Raw genomic sequence first — 19,451 nt, 5'->3', positions numbered from 1 at the left:
CTAAAGGTGTTCAGTGGTCGCCGCCACCGAGAACCACGAGCACCCGGAAAACGAGGTACCCCGTATGACCGCCGCTTCTCCCCCGCGACCGGTGGCCGCGGGCCGCCCGGTGATCGTCGTGATGGGCGTGTCCGGCTCGGGCAAGTCGACGGTCGGCGGGCTGCTGGCGGAGCGGCTGGGGGTGCCGTACGCCGAGGCGGACGACTTCCACCCGGCCGCCAACATCGCCAAGATGTCGGCCGGTCACCCGCTGGACGACACCGACCGGGCGCCCTGGCTCGCCGCGATCGCCGACTGGATCGCCGAACGCGGCGACCGCGGCGGGGTGGTGAGCTGTTCGGCGCTGCGCCGCCGTTACCGCGACCGGCTCCGGCAGGCCGGCCCGCCGCTGTTCTTCGTGCACCTGGACGGTCCGGAGGAGCTGATCGCGGCCCGACTGGCCGCGCGGATGCAGCACTTCATGCCGACCGGGCTGCTCCAGTCGCAGATCGAGACGCTGGAGCCGCTGGAGCCCGACGAGGCCGGCGCGGTGGTCCCGATCGAGGGCGGCCCGCAGCAGATCGCCGACCGAGCCCTGGCCGCGCTGCCGGCCACCCCCGTCTAGCCGCGCCACCCGTCCCGCCCGGACCGCGCGGCGCCCTGTTCATCCCGTCCCACCCTCCCCCCGTTTGGAGTTCTCCGTGTCCGCACTCAGCGTCGAGCTGCTGGCCGCCTCGACCCCGCCACCGATCACCGACGCCGGCCACACCCGGCTGGCCCTGGCGGCCCTGGCCGGCATCGCCGTCATCGTCCTGCTGATCACCCGCTGGAAGATGCACGCCTTCCTGGCCCTGACCATCGGCTCCGGGGTGCTGGGGGTGGTCGCGGGGGCCGCGCTGGCGGACACCGTCACCAGCTTCACCACGGGACTCGGCAGCACCGTGGCGAGCGTCGGCACGCTGATCGCGCTCGGCTCGATCCTGGGCAAGCTGCTCGCCGACTCCGGCGGCGCGGACCAGATCGTGGACACCATCCTGTCCCGTACCAGCGAGAAGCGGCTGCCGTGGGCGATGGCCCTGATCGCGGGCCTGATCGGGCTGCCGCTGTTCTTCGAGGTCGGCATCGTGCTGCTGATCCCGGTCGTGCTGCTGGTGGCCCGGCGCGGCAACCACTCGCTGATCCGGATCGGCATCCCGGCGCTGGCCGGTCTGTCGGTGATGCACGGTCTGGTGCCGCCGCACCCGGGGCCGCTGGCGGCCATCGACGCGATCCACGCCGACCTGGGCACGACGCTCGCGCTCGGCGTGCTGGTGGCGATACCCACCCTGGCCATCGCCGGTCCGCTGTTCGGCCGGGTGGCGTCGGGCTGGGTGGACGCGACCCCGCCGGACCGGATGACCCCGGGCCGCGCCTCGGACGACCTGGAGCGGCGGCCGTCCTTCCTCGCCACGGTGTGCACGATGCTGCTGCCCGTGGTGCTGATGCTCTCCAAGGCGCTGGTCGACGTCATCGTCGACGACAAGGGCAGCCTGACGTACCGGATCTTCGACGTGATCGGCACCCCGCTGATCGCGCTGCTGGCCGCGGTGGTCGTGGCGATGTTCACCCTGGGGCGGGCCGCCGGCTTCACCAAGGAGCGGATCTCGTCGACCGTCGACGCCTCGCTGATGCCGATCGCGGGCATCCTGCTGATCGTCGGCGCGGGCGGCGGCTTCAAGCAGACCCTCATCGACTGCGGGGTCGGCACCATGATCCTTGACTGGTCCAACGGCTGGCACATCTCGGCGCTGCTGCTGGGCTGGCTGATCGCCGTACTGATCCGGATCGCCACCGGTTCGGCGACCGTCGCCATCATCTCGGCGTCGGGCCTGGTGGCGCCGCTGGCCGCGGGCATGTCCGGCACGCACACCGCGCTGCTGGTGCTTGCCGTCGGCGCCGGGTCGCTGTTCTTCAGCCATGTCAACGACGCCGGTTTCTGGCTGGTCAAGGAGTACTTCGGGATGGACGTCCCGCAGACGCTCAAGACCTGGTCGACGATGGAGACGGTGATTTCGGTGGTGGCGCTGGGGTTCGTGATGCTTTTGTCGGTGATCGTGTAGGGGTACCCGGGGGGGCGTGGGGGGCCGACTTACCGGCTTGGACATCGGCCGTCTCGGTGGGGTGGTTGGTGTCGTGGCCGGATCTCCCCCAGAGCCTTCGGCCTGGGAGGTACCCCCGGCCGGTGTTTGGCTTGTCGCGCAGTTCCCCGCGCCCCTTGGTACTCCCGGCGAGCCGCCGGCCAGCCCCCCGCGGCCCTTCCGGGGCGGTTCACCAGCGCGGGACTGCCGGGGTTGTCCAGGCGGGGTCGGCCTTGCGCATGGCGGCGGCGTCGTCGCGGTCGCGCATGGTGCCGTCGTCGTCGAGCCAGCGGCGGTGCAGGGCGGCCAGGGTGTCGCGGTCGAGGTCGATGCCGAGGCCCGGGCGGTCGCTGACGGTGAGGCGGCCGCCGTGGAAGACGTGGCGCTGGGTGATGACGTCCTCGCTCTGCCAGGGGTAGTGCGAGTCGCAGGCGTAGTCGAGGTTGGGCACGGTGGCCGCGACGTGGGTCATGGCGGCCAGGCTGATGCCGAGGTGGGTGTTGGAGTGCATGGACAGGCCGACCCCGAAGGTGCGGCAGATCGCGGCGAGTTCGCGGGTGTTGCGCAGGCCGCCCCAGTAGTGGTGGTCGGAGAGCACGACCTGGACGGCGTCGCGGGCGAAGGCCTCCTTGATCTCGGGGAAGGTCGTCACGCACATGTTGGTGGCCAGCGGCAGGTCGGTGCCGGCCGCGACCTGCGCCATCCGGTCGGTGGTGCTGGCCGGGTCCTCCAGGTACTCCAGGACGCCGGCCAGCTCGCGGGCGACGTAAAGGGAGGTCTCCACCGACCAGGCACCGTTGGGGTCCAGCCGCAGCGGTTGCCCGGGGAACTCGGCGGCCAGCGCGCGGATCGCGGCGATCTCCTGGTCGGGCGGGAAGACGCCGCCCTTGAGCTTGAAGGAGGAGAAGCCGTACGTGTCGGCGAAGCGGCGGGCCTGGGCGACCACACCGGCCGGGTCCAGGGCGGCGCCCCAGTCCTCGGATTCGCCCGCGCCGCCGGGGTGCTCGGCGAACTTGTAGAAGAGGTAGGCGCTGTATTCGACGCTGTCGCGCACCTTGCCGCCGAGCAGCGCGTGCACCGGCAGGCCGAGGGCCTTGCCGAGCGCGTCCAGGCAGGCCACCTCGAAGCCGGAGACCACCGAGAGCCGGAGCTTGTCGGCGGTCTGCACCCCGCGCAGCCCGCCGACGTCGACCGAGTCGGAGACGTCGGCCGGGTCGCCGCAGACCTCGTCCGCCAGGATGAACAGGCCGTTCAGGTCGCTGACCGAGCGGCCGGGCAGGGCGTCGGCCAGCGGCCGGGCGAGGTCGAGATAGCGGGTGTCGCCGTAGGTCTCGCCGATCCCGGTGATCCCGCCGGCGGTGACCACCTCGATGACTAGTCGCGGGGTGTAGGGCTGGTGGACCCCCTGGGTGTTGAGCAACGGCGGGTCGGCGATCAGGATGGGAGTCAGCCGCACCTCGGTGACGGTGAGGTCCGGGCCGGGGTCCGGAATCGAGCTGCCCGACCCCGCCGTCTGCATATGTGAATTACGTTCACCCATGAGTCCCGAGCGTAGGCGGGTGCCGTACGGCCGTCAACGCGGCCCCTCCCCGCGCGCCGCCGGGGTGAACGCAGCGGCGACATCGGGTGACGCCCACTGGACGGCATACCGACCAGTCGGTACGATTTTCCGGCCGCCCTACGGTCCCGGCACAGGGGCCCGTGCGGGCGTCCACGGACCGCGTCACGGACGAGACGAGGAGTCAGCGACCGCATGAGCAGCGACGACAACCCACCCGGCCTCGACCTCACCCGGCTGCGCGACCACCTGGACCGGGAGCGCCCCGGCCTGGTGGCCGGCGAGCTCCGGGCCGCCCTCGTGGAGGGCGGCCGGTCCAACCTGACCTACCGCGTCACGGACGGCACCTCCCAGTGGGTGGTCCGCCGCCCGCCGCTGGGCCACGTCCTGGCCACCGCCCACGACATGGCCCGCGAGCACCGGGTGATCACCGCGCTGGCGCCGACCCCGGTGCCGGTCCCGGGCACACTCCTGCTGTGCGAGGACCCGGAGGTGCTGGGCGCCCCCTTCTACGTGATGGAGTTCATGGCCGGGACGCCGTACCGCAGCGAGGCGCAGTTGCGGGAGATCGGCCCGGAGGCGACCCGGCAGGCGGTGCTCAACCTGGTCGACACCCTGGTGGACCTGCACGCGGTCGACCCGGCCGCGGTGGGACTCGGCGACTTCGGCCGGCCGGAGGGCTTCCTGGACCGGCAGTTGCGCCGCTGGGGCAAGCAGCTCGACGCCTCCCGCAGCCGCGAGCTGCCCGGCATCGACGAGCTGCACGCGGCGCTGGGCCGGGCGCTGCCGACCTCGCCCGCCGCCACGGTCGTGCACGGCGACTACCGGCTGGACAACGTCCTGATGGACGGCACCACGCTGACCGCCGTCCTGGACTGGGAGATGTCCACCCTCGGCGACCCGCTCGCCGACCTGGGGCTGCTGGTGATGTACAGCGACCAGCGGGCCGGCGACGGCCTGCCCACCCCCACCACCGGCGGCGCCCCCGGCCACCCCTCGTCCGCGGAGATCGTCCGGCGGTACGCCGAGCGGTCCGGCCGCGACGTGAGCGCCGTCGACTGGTACACCGCGTTCGCGTATTTCAAGCTGGCGGTGATCCTCGAAGGCATCCACTACCGCTGGACCCTGGGACAGACACTCGGCCCCGGCTTCGACCGGATCGGCGAGGTCGTACCGGTCTTCGTCGACCGCGGCCTGCGCACGCTCGACCGGCTGTGAGGAAGGACCGATCGCCATGGACTTCGGCTACGACGCCAGGACCCGGGAACTCCAGGAACGGCTGACCGCCTTCCTCGACGCACACGTGTACCCGGCCGAACCGGTCTTCGAGGAGCAGATGGAGAAGGCCACCGGCGAGGCCCGCTGGACCGCGCCGCCGGTGGTCGAGGAACTGAAGGCCGAGGCCCGGCGGCAGGGCCTGTGGAACCTGTTCCTGCCAGGCGAGCACGGCGCCGGGCTGACCAACCTCCAGTACGCGCCGCTGGCCGAACTCACCGGCCGCAGCCCGCACCTGGCCCCGCCCGCGCTCAACTGCGCCGCGCCCGACACCGGCAACATGGAGGTGCTGGCCGAGTTCGGCACCCCGGAGCAGCGCGAGAGGTGGCTGGAGCCGCTGCTGGCCGGGGAGATCCGGTCGGCCTTCGCGATGACCGAGCCCGAGGTCGCCTCCTCCGACGCCACCAACATCGAGACCCGGATCGAGCGCGACGGCGACTCCTACGTCATCAACGGCCGCAAGTGGTACATCTCCGGGGCGATGAACCCGAAGTGCGCGGTGTTCATCGTGATGGGCAAGACCGATCCGGCCGCCGAACGGCACCGCCAGCAGAGCCAGATCCTGGTCCCCCGGGACACCCCGGGGCTGGAAGTGCGGCGCGGCATGCGGGTGTTCGGGTACGACGACGGGGACCACGGCGGTCACGGCGAGGTGGTCTTCCACGACGTACGGGTCCCGGCGGAGAACCTGATCGGCGAGGAGGGCGGCGGCTTCGCCATCGCGCAGGCCAGGCTCGGCCCCGGCCGCATCCACCACTGCATGCGGCTGATCGGCATGGCCGAGCGGGCCCTCGAGCTGATGTGCCGCCGGGTGGCCGGCCGGGTCGCGTTCGGCAAGCCGCTGGCCGCCCAGGGGGTGATCCAGGAGTGGATCGCCGAGGCCCGGGTGGAGATCGAGCAGTTGCGGCTGCTGGTGCTCAAGACCGCCTGGCTGATGGACACGGTCGGCAACCAGGGCGCGCACACCGAGATCCAGGCCATCAAGATCGCCACACCCGCGGCCGTGCAGCGGATCGTCGACCGGGCGATCCAGGCGCACGGCGCGGCCGGCGTCAGCCAGGACACCCCGCTGGCCGCCCTCTACGCCGCGACGCGCACCTTGCGGCTGGCCGACGGGCCCGACGAGGTGCACAAGCGCTCGCTGGCCCGGCGGGAACTCAAGCGCTACGCCTGACCGGCACCTGATCCGCGTCCGACCGGCAGGGGCCTTTGCACGGGCCCGGGGAGGCGTCCCCGGGCCCGCTTCCGCGTCACCACAGCCGCTGGGCAAAGGCGAAGCCATGGACGCGGGTTTCGGAAAGCCGGCGCTATGGACGCGGCTTCACGGCAGCACCACCAAGCGGCCCACCGTCGTGCCGTCGCTGACCCGCTGCACCGCGTCCGCGGCGCCGGTCAGCGGCACGCGCTCGCTGACCAGCGGCTTGATCAGGCCCTCGGCGGCCATCCGGGTGAGTTCGCCGTGGGCGTGGTGCACGGCGACCGGGTCGTGGGTGGCGTACAGGCCCCAGTGCAGGCCGAGGATCGAGTAGTTCTTGACCAGGGCGTGGTTCAGCGCCGGGGTGGGGACGGTGCCGCTGGTGAAGCCGACCACCACGATGCGGCCCTCGAAGGCGATGCACTTGGTGGACTTGGTGTAGGCGTCGCCGCCCACCGGGTCGTAGACGACGTTCGCGCCGCGGCCGGACGTGGCGTCCTTGACGGCGGCCACCACGTCCTCGGTGCGGCGGTCCACCACCAGGTCGGCGCCGAGGTCACGGGCGACCTTCACCTTCTGCGCGCCGCCGACCACGCCGATCACGGTGGCGCCGGCCGCCTTGCCGAGTTGGACGGCGGCGCTGCCGACCCCGCCGGCGGCGGCATGCACGAGCAGGGTCTCGCCCGGCCGCAGCGCGGCCCGCCGGTGCAGCCCGAACCAGCCGGTCTGGTAGCCGATGTGCAGGGCAGCGGCCTCGGCGTCGTCGAGCGCGGGCGGGGCGGGCAGCACGAAGTCCGCGGGCACCACGGCGTATTCGGCGAAGGCCCCGCCGGGCAGGTGCGCGGTGCCGATCACCCGGTCGCCGGGGGTGAGGCCGGTGACGTCCGCGCCGAGTTCCAGCACCTCGCCGCACAGCTCCACGCCCGGGGTGAAGGGCAGCGGCGGGCGGATCTGGTACTCGCCGCGGCACAGCATGGCGTCGGGGAAGTTGACGTTCGCCGCGCGCACCCGCAGCAGCACTTCGCCGGGGCCGGGCGAGGGGGTGGGGACGGTGTCCAGCCGCAGCACCTCGCGCGGTTCACCGTTCTCGTGCACACGCCATGCCTTCACGTGGGGCTCCCGTGGGGGTCAGGGCCGCCGCACCGAGTGCAGCAGCAGGTCGGAGAACTCGGCGGCGACCTGCTGGGCGGACAGCGGGCCGTCCGCGCGGTACCAGATGCCGAGGTGGTGCACCGAGCCGAAGAAGAAGTCGACGACCAGGTCGGGGTTCAGGTCGGCGCGGAAGTGGCCGTCGCGCCGGCCCTCCTCGACCAGCGAGCGGAACCGCTCGTGGTAGCGGCGGCGTTCGGCGCGTACCGCCTTCTGCTTGTCCGGGCCGAGCTGGTGCATCGAGCGGAAGAAGATCTTGGTGTCGTCCAGGTTCTCGATGCTGGTGACGACCACGTCGGCGGCGGCTTCGGCGAGGCGTTCGCTCACGTCGCCGGGGCCGGCGGCAATGGCGTCGAGCCGCTCCATCTGGAGCCGCAGCACCCGGCCGTAGATCTCGTGCAGCAGGTCGTCCTTGGAGCCGAAGTAGTGGTAGAGGGCGCCCTTGGTGACGCCGGCCGCCGCCACGATCTCCTGCACAGAGGTGCGGTCGTAGCCGCGCTCGGCGAACAGCCGGGTCGCCTCGGCCAGCAGCCGCTCGGGGACACCGGTGGCGGCGCCGGACGTACGGGATCCGCCGGCCGCCGCCGTCGTACCCTCCGCGGCCGTCGTGCCGCTGGTGCCGGCGGCGTCGTCCCCGTCGCCGCTCGTCCGGTTGCGTGCCATGGCCCGTGCCCTCTCCTGTGCCTGTCCGCCTGCCTCCGGTACGGCGCCCGGGCCACCGGCGGTGCGAACCGGCGGGGTCCGGGGCGCCAAGCCGACCGGTACGGACCCTATCCGGCGGCTGCCCGGTCCTGGTCCGCTCCCTGTCCGGCCAGGACCTTCAGCTCGCGGCGCAGGATCTTGCCGGACGCGGTCTTGGGCAGCTCGCCCAGCACCTCCACCGCGCGCGGGTACTTGTACGCCGCGAGTCTTTCCCGGCACCAGGTGACCAGTTCCGCCGGGTCGGCGGCGGTCCCGGGGCGCAGGCTGACGTACGCCTTGACGCTCTCGCCGCGGTAGGAGTCCGGCACGCCGACCACGGCCGCCTCGCGGACCGCCGGGTGGGTGTAGAGGACGTCCTCGACCTCGCGCGGCCACACCTTGAAGCCGGAGGCGTTGATCATGTCCTTCTTGCGGTCGACGACGTACAGCCAGCCGTCCTCGTCCATGAAGCCGATGTCACCGGTGCGCAGTTCCCCGTCCGGGATCGCCTCCCGCGACTCCGCGGGCCGCTGCCAGTAGCCGGGTACGACCATCGGTCCGCTGACCGCTATCTCGCCGGGCTCGCCGATGGGCACCTCGGCGCCGGTGTCGTCCAGAACGCGCACCATGGTGCCGGGTCCGGGCACGCCGACCGCAAGGGTGCCGGAGACCGGGTCGACCGGCGCCTCGGTGCCGGGCGGCACGCTGGCGCAGGGCGCGGTGCACTCGGTGAGGCCGTAGCCGTTGGCCAGATACCGCCCGGTGCGGGCCCGGAAGCCCTCGACGACGGCCGGCGGCAGCGGGGCGCCGCCGGAGGAGATCAGCTTGAAGGACGCGAAATCCGCCGCAATGGCGTCGGGCCGGGCGAGCAGCGCCATGAAGGCGGTGGCCGGGCCGACGGTGTACGCCGGGCGGTGCTCGCGGAAGGCGTCGAGGACCACCCCGGGCTCGAACCGGTGGGCCAGCGCGAGCGTGTGGCCGCCGACCAGGGCGGCGGCCAGTTCGCAGACCATGCCGGTGATGTGGAACAGCGGCGCCAGCGTGAAGAGCACCGCGTCCTCGGGCAGTTCCTGGATGCGGACCTGGCGGTGGGCGTTGAAGGAGATGTTGCCGTGGGTGTTCAGCGCGCCCTTGGGCCGGCCGCTGGTGCCGGAGGTGTAGCTGACCAGCGCGGTGTCGCCGGCCGCGGGCAGCGGCAGGCCCAGCCGGGGGCCGGCGGCGGCACGGGCGACGGCGAGCAGGTCCGGGGCGTCCTCGGCCGGCCCGGCGGGCCGCTCGCCGGTGAGCGCCCGGGGGTCGTCCCGGGTCTGGAGGTCGAATTCGCTCGCGGTGAAGGCGAGGCGGACCGCAGTGCCGGCCGCGGCGGCACGCGCGTACCGCTCCCAGGCGGCCGGGGAACAGACCAGGCCGGCGGCCCCGGCGTCGGTGAGGACGTGGGTCAGCTCCCGGGCCTTGTACATGGGGTTGACCGGGAGCACCGCGCCGCCGGCCTTCCAGGCGCCGAGCAGGGCGATCACGAACTGCGGCACATTCTGCAGCATCACCGCGAGCCGGTCGCCCGGGGCGAAGCCGTGGCCGGCCAGGTGGCGGGCGAAGCCCTTGGAGAGCTCGTCGAGTTCGCCGTAGGAGAGGGTGCCGTCGAAATAGCGCAGCGCGGGGTGGCCGGGCCGGTGGTCGGCCATGTCGCGGAAGGCGTGCAGCACGGAGGCGGGGTGGCTGTCCCGCTGCTGCTCCGCGGTGAAGTGCTTCAGCCAGGGTCGGTCGGCGTACGTCGTCATGCCCGCTCCTCCTCCTGCCGTACGGTCCGCTCGGCGAGCCGGTCCTCGTAGGCGCGCTGGAGCTTGTTCATGCCGCCGAGCCAGCGTTCGGGTTCGGCGGCGCGGGCGGCGGCGTACTCGGCGACCTCGGGGTGCGGCAGGATCAGGAAGCGCTCGGCCGCGATGCCGTCGAGCACCGCGCGGGCCACGTCCTCCGGTTCGATGGCGGTCGGGGCGAGCACCAGGTCGCCGGCCGGCCCGGTGGAGTCCAGCATTGCGGTGCGCACGCCCTGCGGGCAGACGGCGTGCACGTGTATGCCGCGGTGCCGGTAGGTGAGGGAAAGCCATTCGGCGAAGGCGAGCGCGCCGTGCTTGGTCACGGAGTACGGCGCCGCGCCGATCATGGTCAGCAGCCCGGCGGCCGATACGGTGGACACGAACCGGCCCTCGCCGCGCTCCAGCCATTCGGGCAGCAGGGCGCGGGCGGCGCGGACGTGCGCCATCACGTTGACGTCCCAGGCCAGTTCCCAGTCGGCGTCGTCGGCCTCGGGACCGCCGCCGGTGCCGACCCCGGCGTTCGCGCAGAAGACGTCGATGCCGCCGCCGAGCGCGGTCCGGGCGGCCGGCACCACGGAGGAGGCGTCGCCCGGGACGACGGCCGCGCCGATCTCGTCGGCGACCTTGCGGGCGGCCTCGGCGTCGAGGTCGTTGACCGCGACTCTGGCGCCCTCGGCGGCGAAGGCGCGGGCGAGCGCCGAGCCGATCCCGCCGCCCGCCCCGGTGACGACCACCCGGGCCCCGCGCAGTGCTTCCACGGCCACGACGTGTCTCCTTCGACTCGACTCCGGCTCGGCGCTTCCGCCCGGCTTCCGCTCGGCTCGGTCCGGCTCGGCACCGAATCCGGCGCGGCTTCCGCTCGACCGCTGGTCGCCCGCCCCGCCGGTGCGGGCGGCACGGGCTTTTCGCATACTAAGCGGTCGGTCACCGCAACCGGAAGGGTCGCACCGGGAACCCGCGGCTCCGGTCCGGACGGCGGACCGGAGCGAGCGCACGGGCCGCTCCCACTGGGGCACCGTACCCGGCCCGCATTCACCTGCGCGGGGGATGGACGGGGTCCGCGCACAGCAGGACGATACTCACAGAGCGGACAATCGCGGCGCCACGGGACACGAGGGGGGAGCCATGGCCGTGACCGTCACCAGTGTGCGTCCCCACTGGGACCTGACCTTCGACGCGGGCGGCGATCCCGATCCCCGGCTGCGGGACACCCTGCTCGGCGCCGTGTCCGACCGCACCGACCTGGTGCTGTTCACGCACGGCTGGAACAACGACGTGTCCACGGCCTGCGAGCTCTACGACCGCTTCTTCGCGTTCTTCCCCGCCCTGCTGGCCGGCGCCGGGGACCCGCGGTTCGGGTACGCGGGCGTGCACTGGCCGTCGATGCGGTTCAGCGATGAGCCGATCCCCGACTTCCCGCACACCTCATCGGTCCCGGGCCCGGCCGGCGGCCTGGACGCGGCCACCCGGGCCGGCCTGGCCCGGGTCTTCCCCGGCCGCCTGGACACCATCGACGCGCTCGCCGGGCTGCTGGAGCGGCGGCCCGCGGATCCGGCGGAGCTGGCGGAGTTCGCCGCCCTGGTCCGCAAGCTCACCGGTGCGCCGCCCGGTGACGCCTCCGGGGACGACCTGGGGTCGGCGGCCGGCGGCGAACCGGAAATATTGACCGGCCGCCCGGTGGCGGTGTGCCGGGAACTGGCGGACGCCCTCCAGCGGGCCGGCGCCGACGTGGCGCCGGAGGAGGCGGACCCGGAGCTGTTCGGCGGGATCGGCCGGCGGGTGTGGGACGGCGCGAAGGAGCTGCTGCGCCAGGCGACGTACTACGCGATGAAGCGGCGGGCCGGCACCGTCGGACAGGCCGGGCTCGGGCCGCTGCTGGGCGCGGTGGCCCGCAAGGCACCGCATCTGCGGCTGCACCTGGTCGGCCACAGCTTCGGGGCCCGGCTGGTGTCCTACGCGCTGGCCGGGCTGCCGCCGGACGTCACGGTCGCCTCGGTGACGCTGCTCCAGGGTGCCTTCTCCCACTACACGTTCAGCGGCCCGCTGCCCTTCGACGCGGCGGGCGGGGCGCTGCACGGCATGGCGGCCCGGGTGAGCGGCCCGCTCGTCGCCTGCCACTCCAGCCACGACCAGGCGCTCGGCGTGCTCTATCCCATCGCCTCCCGGCTGGCCGGCGAGGACCGCTCCATGCTCGGCCTGGACGACCGGTGGGGCGCGATGGGCCACGACGGCTTCCGCTCGCCGGCCGGCACCACCGCGCTGTCCCTGGCCGATGCCCTGGCCCGGCCCTTCCCGGTGCGCGGCTGCGTCAGTGTGGACGTCTCGCCGGTGGTGTGCCGCGGCGGACCGCCGGCCGGCGCGCACAGCGACATCTGCCACGAGGAGCTGGCCCGGGTGGTGCTGCGGGCGGGCGGTCACCGGGCGGGGTGACGCCCGGTCACCGGCATCGGTGAGCCGCTCCGTTCGGGGAACCTGACGCCCAGCCGGCGGGTCGGCGGTGACCCTCGTGCGAGCCGATCCCGGACGGCGACCTGACGCCGTACCGGCCCGGGAACGTCTCGTCGTACAGGAGCGGGCCGGGTCCGCGCCGACTCGGACCCGGCCCGCCGGACCCGCCGTACCGCCGGGCCGTCGAGCCCCGGAGGGCTCGGGCCTCAGCGGTGCGACGGGAACTCGACGACCTGCTGGAAGGTGGGGCGGTTCTGCCAGGCGATGCGGTCGTCGGTGACGCCGCCGAGCGGGCGCTGGACGATCGAGTCGGCGCACCACTGGTCGCCGGCCGAGCAGCCGCTGTCGTCACCGGGGTAGACGGTCGACGCCGGGACGGCCGCGGCCTGCTTGAGGGTGGTCAGCAGGATGTCACGGCAGGCCGCGAGCTGGCCGCCGCCGCAGTACGTCTGGGCCAGCGGCCCCTGGACCGGCTTGCCGAGCACTTGGCGCAGGTCCTTGTCGGCGTAGCTCCACCAGCCGTACTGGAAGGAGCTGCCCGCGTGCGCACCGGTCGGCCCGTGCCCGGCGGAGGGCGACTCGTCGACGGTGAGGTTCGCGGTCAGCGCCGTGTACAGGTCGCTGCCCAGCCCGGGCTGGAACTCGCCCTGGATCAGCAGCGGCCACCAGGCGTCCATGACGCGGATCGCGGCCGCGTTGCCGTAGGCGTGCGAGCCGGGCGAGGTCTCGTGGCGCTTGCTGCCGGCCGCCGACCAGGCGGTGAGCTGCTGGACCGCGGTGACCTCGGCCGGGTCGGTGACCGGTGCGCTGTTGATCACCTGGAGCAGGTCGGGGAGCAGGTCCTCGCCCCTCAGGTCGGTCAGCGCCGCGTCGTCCATCGCCTTGACCAGCGCCGATCGGGTCACCCCGCCCGCCTTGACCAGGGCCTTGACCCGGTCGTCGAGCAGGTTGCCGCGGTGCACCGAGCCGTCGCCGAAGCCCGCCGCGGTGAAGCCGGGGGCCTGCTTGTTGTTCCAGGAGATGTAGTAGTCCTGGTCCACCGACTGCGGGTGCTGGGCCGCCGGGGTGTAGTCGGCGGTGTTGACGGTCGGGTCCCAGCCACGCCAGTCGTAGGCCGCCTGCCCCCACACCGGCAGGGAGGCGTCCACGCCCGGCGCCCGTACCGGGTTGGTGCCGCTGTTGTAGTACGCGGTCTGCCGGGAGTCCGCGTAGAACCAGTTGAAGGTGTAGTTGATGTTCTGCGCGGCTTGCTGGAAGGAGGCGGCGTCGTGCACGAAGCCGGGGTCGTTGAGCTCCTGGAAGCCGATGATGGAGTCGGCCTCGTGCCGGTAGGAGCTGCGCAGTTGGGTGTACGCGACGGCCTTGCCGCCGACGGTCGCGCGGTACTCCACCGGGCCGTACGCGGTGCGCCACACCTGCATCCGGTAGGAGCCGGCGGGGGTGGAGTCGGCGAGGGTGGGCTGCCAGGAGTTGGTGCGCTCCAGCTTCTCCATCGGCACGCAGGAGCCGTGGAAGAGGTAGTGGGTGGCGTCCTGGCACAGCTCGACGGCGTAGGTGTCGGTGACGTCCTGCGAGGCGGAGGTGGCGCTCCAGGCGTAGTCCTGGCCGCGGCCGAGTTCGACGTACATCCCCATGCCCGCGAAGGAGGCGCCGCGGGCGCTGATGCCGGGGCCCTGGAGTTCCTGGAGCATCAGCAACTGCGGGGCGAAGTAGCCGGTCTGCGGCCCGAAGACGGCGATGGGGTGGCCGCTCGCGGTGTGCGCGGCGCTGACCAGCAAGGCGTTGGACATGCCCTTGTGGGTGGAGAACAGGTTGGCGGGCAGCACGCCGGGGCTCTTGGTGGTCGCCTGGGTGGCGCCGCCGGTCGCGTCGTAGACCAGCGGCTCGGGCACCACCGAGCCGGGGTCGGGCAGCGCCTGGCCCTGGGGGCCGGCGGGCTTGGGCAGGTACGGGAAGCTGCTGCCGTCGTGAATCGTGGAGACCGCCTCGGGATCGTCGCGTTCCCGGAACGACTCCCACACCTTGGTGCCCTGGTCGACGCCGTACTTCTGCTGCGCGGCCAGCAGCGACAGCGCGGACTGCACCTCTCCCCCGCCGCCGGTGCCGAACAGCGCGCCGACCACCGAGGCGAGCGCGATCAGGTCGGTGAGCTTGAACGGCTCGATGGTGCCGGCGTTCGTGACCGGGTCCATGTGCCCGGTCAGGTCGTACTCACCGGGGAAGTAGCGGCCGTTGACGGCGGCGGTGATGTAGGCGTTGACGCCGTCGACGTACGACTGCGCGTCCGCGAGCGCCTGCTGGCCGCGGGGGCCGCTGTTGGCGGCGAGCCAGTCGACCTGCGCCTGGAGGTCCTGCTCGGTGTACGGGGCCTGGCGCCAGAACTCCTGCTCCAGGCCGCGGTTGGCGGCGGCGCCCCCGGCGAAGGAGGAGAGTTCGCCGCGCCCGACGTGCCGGAACAGGTCCATCAGCCACAGCCGGTCCTGCGCTGCGGCGTACCCGGCGCCGAACTCCGTGCCCGAGCGAGTGGTGCCCTTGATGTGCGGCACGCCGGTCTTCTTGTCCCGCGTGATGGTGACGTCGGACCGCGGGCTGGTCACCGAGGCGACCTGGTCGGACGGCACCCCGAACGACGAGCTGTTGAAGAAGTTGCTGATCGTCGCGTCGGTGAGATTCGGGTAGTTGTCGGCGAGCGACGCGTACGGGCCGAGCTGGTCCATGGTGTGGTCGGGACGGGTGCCGAACACCTTGTTCCCGAGGATGTCGGCGAAAGTGGCGTTGCCGTTCTCGCCGGGCGGCAGGATGTCCGAGCACTGCCCGCCGCAGTAGTCGTTCGTCTCCGCGGCATGCCCCACCGACACGGGGGCCACCAATGTGACTCCGAGCGCCAGCAGGGCGGCCGCAACCGCGGCTTTGAGCGTGCCGATCCGTCGTGGGGTCCGCAGCGGCATATCTGCTCCTTCCGGGATACCGGTGCGCGGAGGTTACTGCCGGTACGGCGACCCCGGAAGATGAACATACGTCAGGTTTTTCGGAAGCTTGGATTTCTCGCGGGGCGCGGGGCGGCCCGTTCAGCGCCAGTAGCTCCGTGGCCGCGGGGACGTCACCACCTCATTCGGCCAGGTGCGCCGGACCAGGCCGAACCGATCACGGAGGTCATCGATCCAGCCGTGCCCCACGTCCAGCCAGACGCGGAGCGAAGAGACCGACTCGTCGTCCGCCACAGTGACGACGGGAACGGGCACCGAGAACTGCCGGTCGAGGGTGATCCGGAGCTCGGGGTCGCGCAGCCAGCGGATGCCCCTGCCCGCAGCAAGTCCATCGAGGGCCACGGACCAGTCGTCCAGGTCTTCAGGGGACAGGCACAGTCCCAGGCGCCCTGCGGCAAAGCCACTTGCGACGACGAGTTCGGCGTCGAGGTAGTCGTTGTACGGCGTCTCCCCGGGCCTGTGCCGACCCAGCACCCGCAGCCGGACGCTGCTGTCCGCAGCGGCCATGTGGATCAAGTCCACTCCGTCGTCACCGACCACGCGCCCTCCCGAGGCCCAACAGGCTGACCGTCATCATGCCGGAAGCGGGAACCGGTGCCCTGGGCTCGGCATTCCGCCAGCAGCACCAAGCCGGGACTCACTGGCCGGCGGTGAGCGCGTCCGCGGTTGCGCGGTCGGCCGGGAGGAAGGCTTCGAGTTTGAGTTCGGCGATCGTGACGTCCGAGGCGGTGGCGAAGACGGCGAGGGTCGTCATCAGGCGCAGGGTGCCGCGGGTGAGGGTGGTGAGTTCCATCGGGACCGCGAAGCCGAGGACGGTGTCGGCGTGGGGGCCGGGGTCGGGGACGTAGCCGGACAGTTCGGCGTGGAGGGCGGCGAGGCGGTCGTCGGGGCTGCGGCGCAGTTCCTCGCGCAGGGCCTCGATGACGTGCCGGGCCCACTGGGAGAAGTTGCGGATGCGCGGGGCGAGGCCGCCGGGGTGCAGGGCGAGCCGCATCGTGTTCGTCCGCGGGCCGAGCAGAGCGGGGTCCACGCCCTCGGTCAGCACTGCGAAGGCCGAGTTGGCCGCGATCACCGTGCCGATCCGGTCCACCACGATCGCGGGGTACGGCAGATGGCCGGTCAGGATGTGGTCCAGGGCCTCCAGGGCGGGGGCCAGCGCCGGGTCGGCCAGGTCCCGTTCGGGGTGCACCGGCGCGTAACCCGCGGACAGCAGCAGGTTGTTGCGCTCACGCAGCGGAAGCGCGAGGGAGTCGGCGAGCCGTGCCACCAGGGGCGGGCCGGGACCGAGCGGCCGTTCTCGATGTAGCTGATGTACCGCTGGGTGGTACCCGCGCGCACGGCGAGTTCGAGCTGGCTCAGGTGCCGCCGGGTCCGGCTGGCGCGCAGCGTCCGAGGGAAGTCCACGGTCCTGTTCTAGCCGGGGGCGCGGCCGCGCGGCGATTCCCCGCCGGGAATTGAGGGCACGCCCGGTGCCCGACCAATCTCGGCGGCATGACGAGCAGCAGTGTTTTTCCGTGCGCCGGGGACGGTGGCCGGGCCGAGGAGCCGGCCGGCGAGCAGGTTGTCGACCGGGCCCCCGACCGGGCCCCCGGCAGTACCCGCGACGCCTCCGCCGCGCCCTCCAGCACCGTCTCCGGCACCCCCTCCAGCGGCCCAACAGGCAGTCCACCGGCCGACCCCTTCGACGATGCCCCCCTCCGTATCGGCGTCTTCCTGCCCACCACCACCGTCCAGTGGACCGACACCACCGACCCGCGCGAGGTGATCGCCTTCGGGGTCCGGGCCGAGCGGCTCGGCTTCGACTCGCTGTGGACCACCGACTCCCTGCTCACCCCGCGGCTGGAGGCGCTGACCGTGCTGGCCGCGCTCGCACCGGTCACCGAACGGGTGACGCTCGGCACGGCCACCCTGCTGCCCGCGCTGCGCACACCGGTCACGGCCGCGCAGACCATCGCCTCGGTGGACCGGCTCTCCGGCGGGCGGCTGGTGCTGGGGCTGGGCGCGGGTTTCCCCGGGGAGACCGGCCGGCCGGTGTACGACATGGCCGGCACGCCGTGGCCGCGCCGCTTCACCCGGCTGGACGAGACGGTGGCGCTGTGGCGGCGGCTGTGGACCGGCGAGGGCCCGGTGAGCTTCCACGGCGAGGTGCTGCGGTTCGACGGCATCGCCCCGGCGACCCGCGCCTTCCGCCCGCAGGGGCCGCCGCTGTGGCTGGGCGGCGCCACCGCGGCGGCGCTGGACCGGGCCGGCCGGATCTACGACGGCTGGGTGCCGTATCCGCCCGACCCGGCCGACTACGGCGCCGGGCTCGCCGCCGCCCGCCGGGCCGCCGCGCAGGCCGGGCGGGCCGACGCCCCGTTCACGCCCGCGCTGTTCGTCAACGTCCTGCTCACCGACGCGGCCGACGGCGGACGCGCGGCCCTGGACGCGTACGCCAGGAGCACGTACGGGCGCCCCGTGGAGGACATGGAACGGATTCAGGCCAACGCGGCGGGTACCGCTGAAGCCGTGGCCGAGAAGCTGGCCCGCTACGTGGCCCGGGGCGCACGGCATCTGCTGCTGCGCATCGCCGCGCCCGACATCACCGCGCAGCTTGCCCAGTTGGAGCCGCTGCTCGCGCTGCGGCCGGAACTCGATGACGTGATCCGGCAGGGGGTGGCCGCTACTCGCGGGTAGTGCGAGGATCGCCCGCGCGGGCGGGACCGGCCGGGCCCCCGCCCGCCGTCGCCGGGGCGGGCGGGGGTCCGTGGCGGTGACGCAGGCAGCGGCGAAGGGGTGGGCATGGCCGAGTTGCACGACCTGACGGCGGTGGAGCAGGCGGCGGCGATCCGGGCGGGCACGCTCTCGCCGGTCGAGCTGACCGAGCACTATCTGGCCCGGATCGACCGGCTGGACGCGTCGCTCGGCGCGTTCATCACCACGACCGGCGAGATCGCCCGCAAGCAGGCCGCCCGGGCCGAGGAGCAGGCGGTCGCGGCCCGCCGCGAGCACCGCGGTCTGCCACTGCTGCACGGGGTGCCGGTGCCGGTCAAGGACCTCAACTTCGTGGCGGGCGTGCGATCCACCCTGGGGTCGGCGGCCTACGCCGAGCACGTACCGGACACCGACGACCACCTGGTGACGCGGCTGCGCGCCGCCGGAACGATCCTGCTGGGCAAGACCAACACCCCGGAGTTCGGGCTGCCCAGCTACACCGAGAATCGGCTCGCACCCCCGGCCCGTACCCCCTGGGACCTCACCCGTTCGGCGGGCGGGTCCAGCGGCGGGGCCGCCGCCGCGGTGGCCGCCGGCCTCGCGCCGCTCGCGCAGGGCAGCGACGGCGGCGGCTCGATCCGTATCCCCGCCTCGGCGTGCGGGCTGTTCGGCATCAAGCCCAGCCGGGGCCGGGTCAGCCTGGGCCCGGTGCAGCACGACGTGACCGGGCTGGCCGTCGCCGGCCCGATCGCACGGACCGTCGCGGACGCGGCGCTCCTGCTGGACGTGCTCTCCGGCACGATGCCGGGCAGCCCGTTCGCGGCGCCTTCACTGCCGCCGGGCGAGACCTTCGCCGCGTACGCCGGGCGCGACCCGGGCCGGCTGAAGGTGGCGGTGCTGCCGGAGCCGCCGGTGCCGGGAGTGGCGCTGCACCCGGACTGCCGGGCGGCCCTCGACTCGGCGGCGGCCCTGCTGAGCGGCCTCGGTCACGAGGTGGCGGAGCTGTCGGTGCCGGTGGACGACTCCATACGCGACGCCTTCGGCACGGTGTGGGCGGTGCTGGCCACGATGTACCCGGTGGCGCCGCAGGACGAGCAACTGCTGATGCCGCTCACCCGGTACCTGCGGGCGCGGGGCGCGACGGTCACCGCCCCGCAATTCGCCGCCGCGCTCTTCGGTTTCCGGGCGCTCGGCCAGCTCGTCGCCGATCTGGTGCTGTCCGCGTACGACGTGATCCTCACCCCGACCCTGGCGCAGCCGCCCTCCGCCATCGGGGGGCTGCGGCACGACGACGACCCGGCGGCGGAGTTCGAGGCGATCGCGCACTTCACGCCGTACACGCCGCTGTACAACGCGACCGGGCAGCCGGCGGTGAGCCTCCCGCTGCACTGGACGGAGGAGGGGCTGCCGATCGGGGTGATGCTGGGCGGGCGGTACGGCGAGGAGTCGACGCTGATCGCGCTGTCGGGGCAGCTCGAACGGGCCCGGCCGTGGGCGGGGCGGCACCCGGAGGTCTGGGCGGAGTGAGCCTTCGGGCCGGTGAGCCGGCCGCCG

At 73.3% G+C, this 19,451-nt stretch carries 15 protein-coding genes; 7 read left to right on the top strand and 8 right to left on the bottom strand.

Annotated features, from left to right (window positions below):
* Positions 1-64: 64 nt before the first annotated feature.
* Both ITX44_RS16520 and ITX44_RS16515 read left to right on the top strand, forming a co-directional pair.
* Positions 65-604 (top strand): gluconokinase, encoded by a 540-nt coding sequence (locus ITX44_RS16520; protein WP_205357998.1) that lies wholly within the window; start codon positions 65-67, stop codon positions 602-604.
* 76 nt (positions 605-680) lie between these two features.
* The gene (locus ITX44_RS16515; protein WP_205357997.1) at positions 681-2,078 is read left to right on the top strand and encodes a GntP family permease; all 1,398 of its coding nucleotides are present in this window, start codon (positions 681-683) and stop codon (positions 2,076-2,078) included.
* A gap of 208 nt (positions 2,079-2,286) precedes the next feature.
* Here the strand turns inward: ITX44_RS16515 and ITX44_RS16510 are convergent, their stop codons facing one another.
* Entirely contained in the window at positions 2,287-3,615 is a 1,329-nt protein-coding gene (locus ITX44_RS16510) for a glucarate dehydratase family protein (protein WP_205357996.1), read from the bottom strand.
* Positions 3,616-3,849: 234 nt separating this feature from the next.
* On the opposite strand from ITX44_RS16510, the gene ITX44_RS16505 reads away from it, so the two are divergent.
* Both ITX44_RS16505 and ITX44_RS16500 read left to right on the top strand, forming a co-directional pair.
* A complete protein-coding gene (locus ITX44_RS16505; RefSeq protein ID WP_205357995.1) occupies positions 3,850-4,872 on the top strand; it encodes a phosphotransferase family protein in 1,023 nt (340 codons plus the stop codon).
* Positions 4,873-4,888: 16 nt separating this feature from the next.
* Entirely contained in the window at positions 4,889-6,103 is a 1,215-nt protein-coding gene (locus ITX44_RS16500; protein ID WP_205357994.1) for an acyl-CoA dehydrogenase family protein, read from the top strand.
* Between the two features lie 147 nt (positions 6,104-6,250).
* Here ITX44_RS16500 and ITX44_RS16495 read toward each other — a convergent pair whose 3' ends face one another.
* From ITX44_RS16495 to ITX44_RS16480, 4 genes are all read right to left on the bottom strand, one after another.
* On the bottom strand, positions 6,251-7,234 hold the full coding sequence (locus ITX44_RS16495) for an NADPH:quinone oxidoreductase family protein (RefSeq protein WP_205357993.1): 984 nt from the start codon (positions 7,232-7,234) through the stop codon (positions 6,251-6,253).
* 18 nt (positions 7,235-7,252) lie between these two features.
* Complete coding sequence (locus ITX44_RS16490) at positions 7,253-7,936, bottom strand: TetR/AcrR family transcriptional regulator (protein WP_205357992.1); 684 nt, start codon at positions 7,934-7,936, stop codon at positions 7,253-7,255.
* A gap of 107 nt (positions 7,937-8,043) precedes the next feature.
* The gene (locus ITX44_RS16485) at positions 8,044-9,732 is read right to left on the bottom strand and encodes an AMP-binding protein (RefSeq protein WP_205357991.1); all 1,689 of its coding nucleotides are present in this window, start codon (positions 9,730-9,732) and stop codon (positions 8,044-8,046) included.
* The gene (locus ITX44_RS16480; protein ID WP_205358225.1) at positions 9,729-10,526 is read right to left on the bottom strand and encodes an SDR family oxidoreductase; all 798 of its coding nucleotides are present in this window, start codon (positions 10,524-10,526) and stop codon (positions 9,729-9,731) included. The genes ITX44_RS16485 and ITX44_RS16480 overlap by 4 nt, the downstream gene beginning before the upstream one ends.
* Before the next feature lie 367 nt (positions 10,527-10,893).
* On the opposite strand from ITX44_RS16480, the gene ITX44_RS16475 reads away from it, so the two are divergent.
* Positions 10,894-12,198, top strand: a complete 1,305-nt coding sequence (locus ITX44_RS16475) for an alpha/beta fold hydrolase (RefSeq protein WP_205357990.1) — start codon at positions 10,894-10,896, stop codon at positions 12,196-12,198.
* A gap of 224 nt (positions 12,199-12,422) precedes the next feature.
* Here the strand turns inward: ITX44_RS16475 and ITX44_RS16470 are convergent, their stop codons facing one another.
* The 3 genes from ITX44_RS16470 to ITX44_RS16460 form a co-directional block, all read right to left on the bottom strand.
* On the bottom strand, positions 12,423-15,164 hold the full coding sequence (locus ITX44_RS16470; RefSeq protein ID WP_205357989.1) for a penicillin acylase family protein: 2,742 nt from the start codon (positions 15,162-15,164) through the stop codon (positions 12,423-12,425).
* A gap of 120 nt (positions 15,165-15,284) precedes the next feature.
* A complete protein-coding gene (locus tag ITX44_RS16465; protein WP_307795302.1) occupies positions 15,285-15,743 on the bottom strand; it encodes a DUF5959 family protein in 459 nt (152 codons plus the stop codon).
* Between the two features lie 97 nt (positions 15,744-15,840).
* On the bottom strand, positions 15,841-16,470 hold the full coding sequence (locus ITX44_RS16460) for an MmyB family transcriptional regulator (protein WP_307795301.1): 630 nt from the start codon (positions 16,468-16,470) through the stop codon (positions 15,841-15,843).
* A 224-nt stretch (positions 16,471-16,694) separates the two neighbouring features.
* On the opposite strand from ITX44_RS16460, the gene ITX44_RS16455 reads away from it, so the two are divergent.
* Both ITX44_RS16455 and ITX44_RS16450 read left to right on the top strand, forming a co-directional pair.
* Complete coding sequence (locus ITX44_RS16455) at positions 16,695-17,879, top strand: LLM class flavin-dependent oxidoreductase (protein ID WP_205357988.1); 1,185 nt, start codon at positions 16,695-16,697, stop codon at positions 17,877-17,879.
* A gap of 105 nt (positions 17,880-17,984) precedes the next feature.
* Positions 17,985-19,424 carry an amidase gene (locus ITX44_RS16450; RefSeq protein WP_205357987.1) on the top strand — a complete coding sequence of 480 codons (1,440 nt, stop codon included), beginning with the start codon at positions 17,985-17,987 and terminating at the stop codon, positions 19,422-19,424.
* Positions 19,425-19,451: the final 27 nt, after the last annotated feature.

The organism is Actinacidiphila acididurans, assembly GCF_016918855.1.
Lineage (GTDB): Bacteria > Actinomycetota > Actinomycetes > Streptomycetales > Streptomycetaceae > Actinacidiphila > Actinacidiphila acididurans.
The sequence above is the reverse complement of the archived record's forward strand: the minus strand, read 5'-3'. Positions and strand labels throughout refer to the sequence as shown.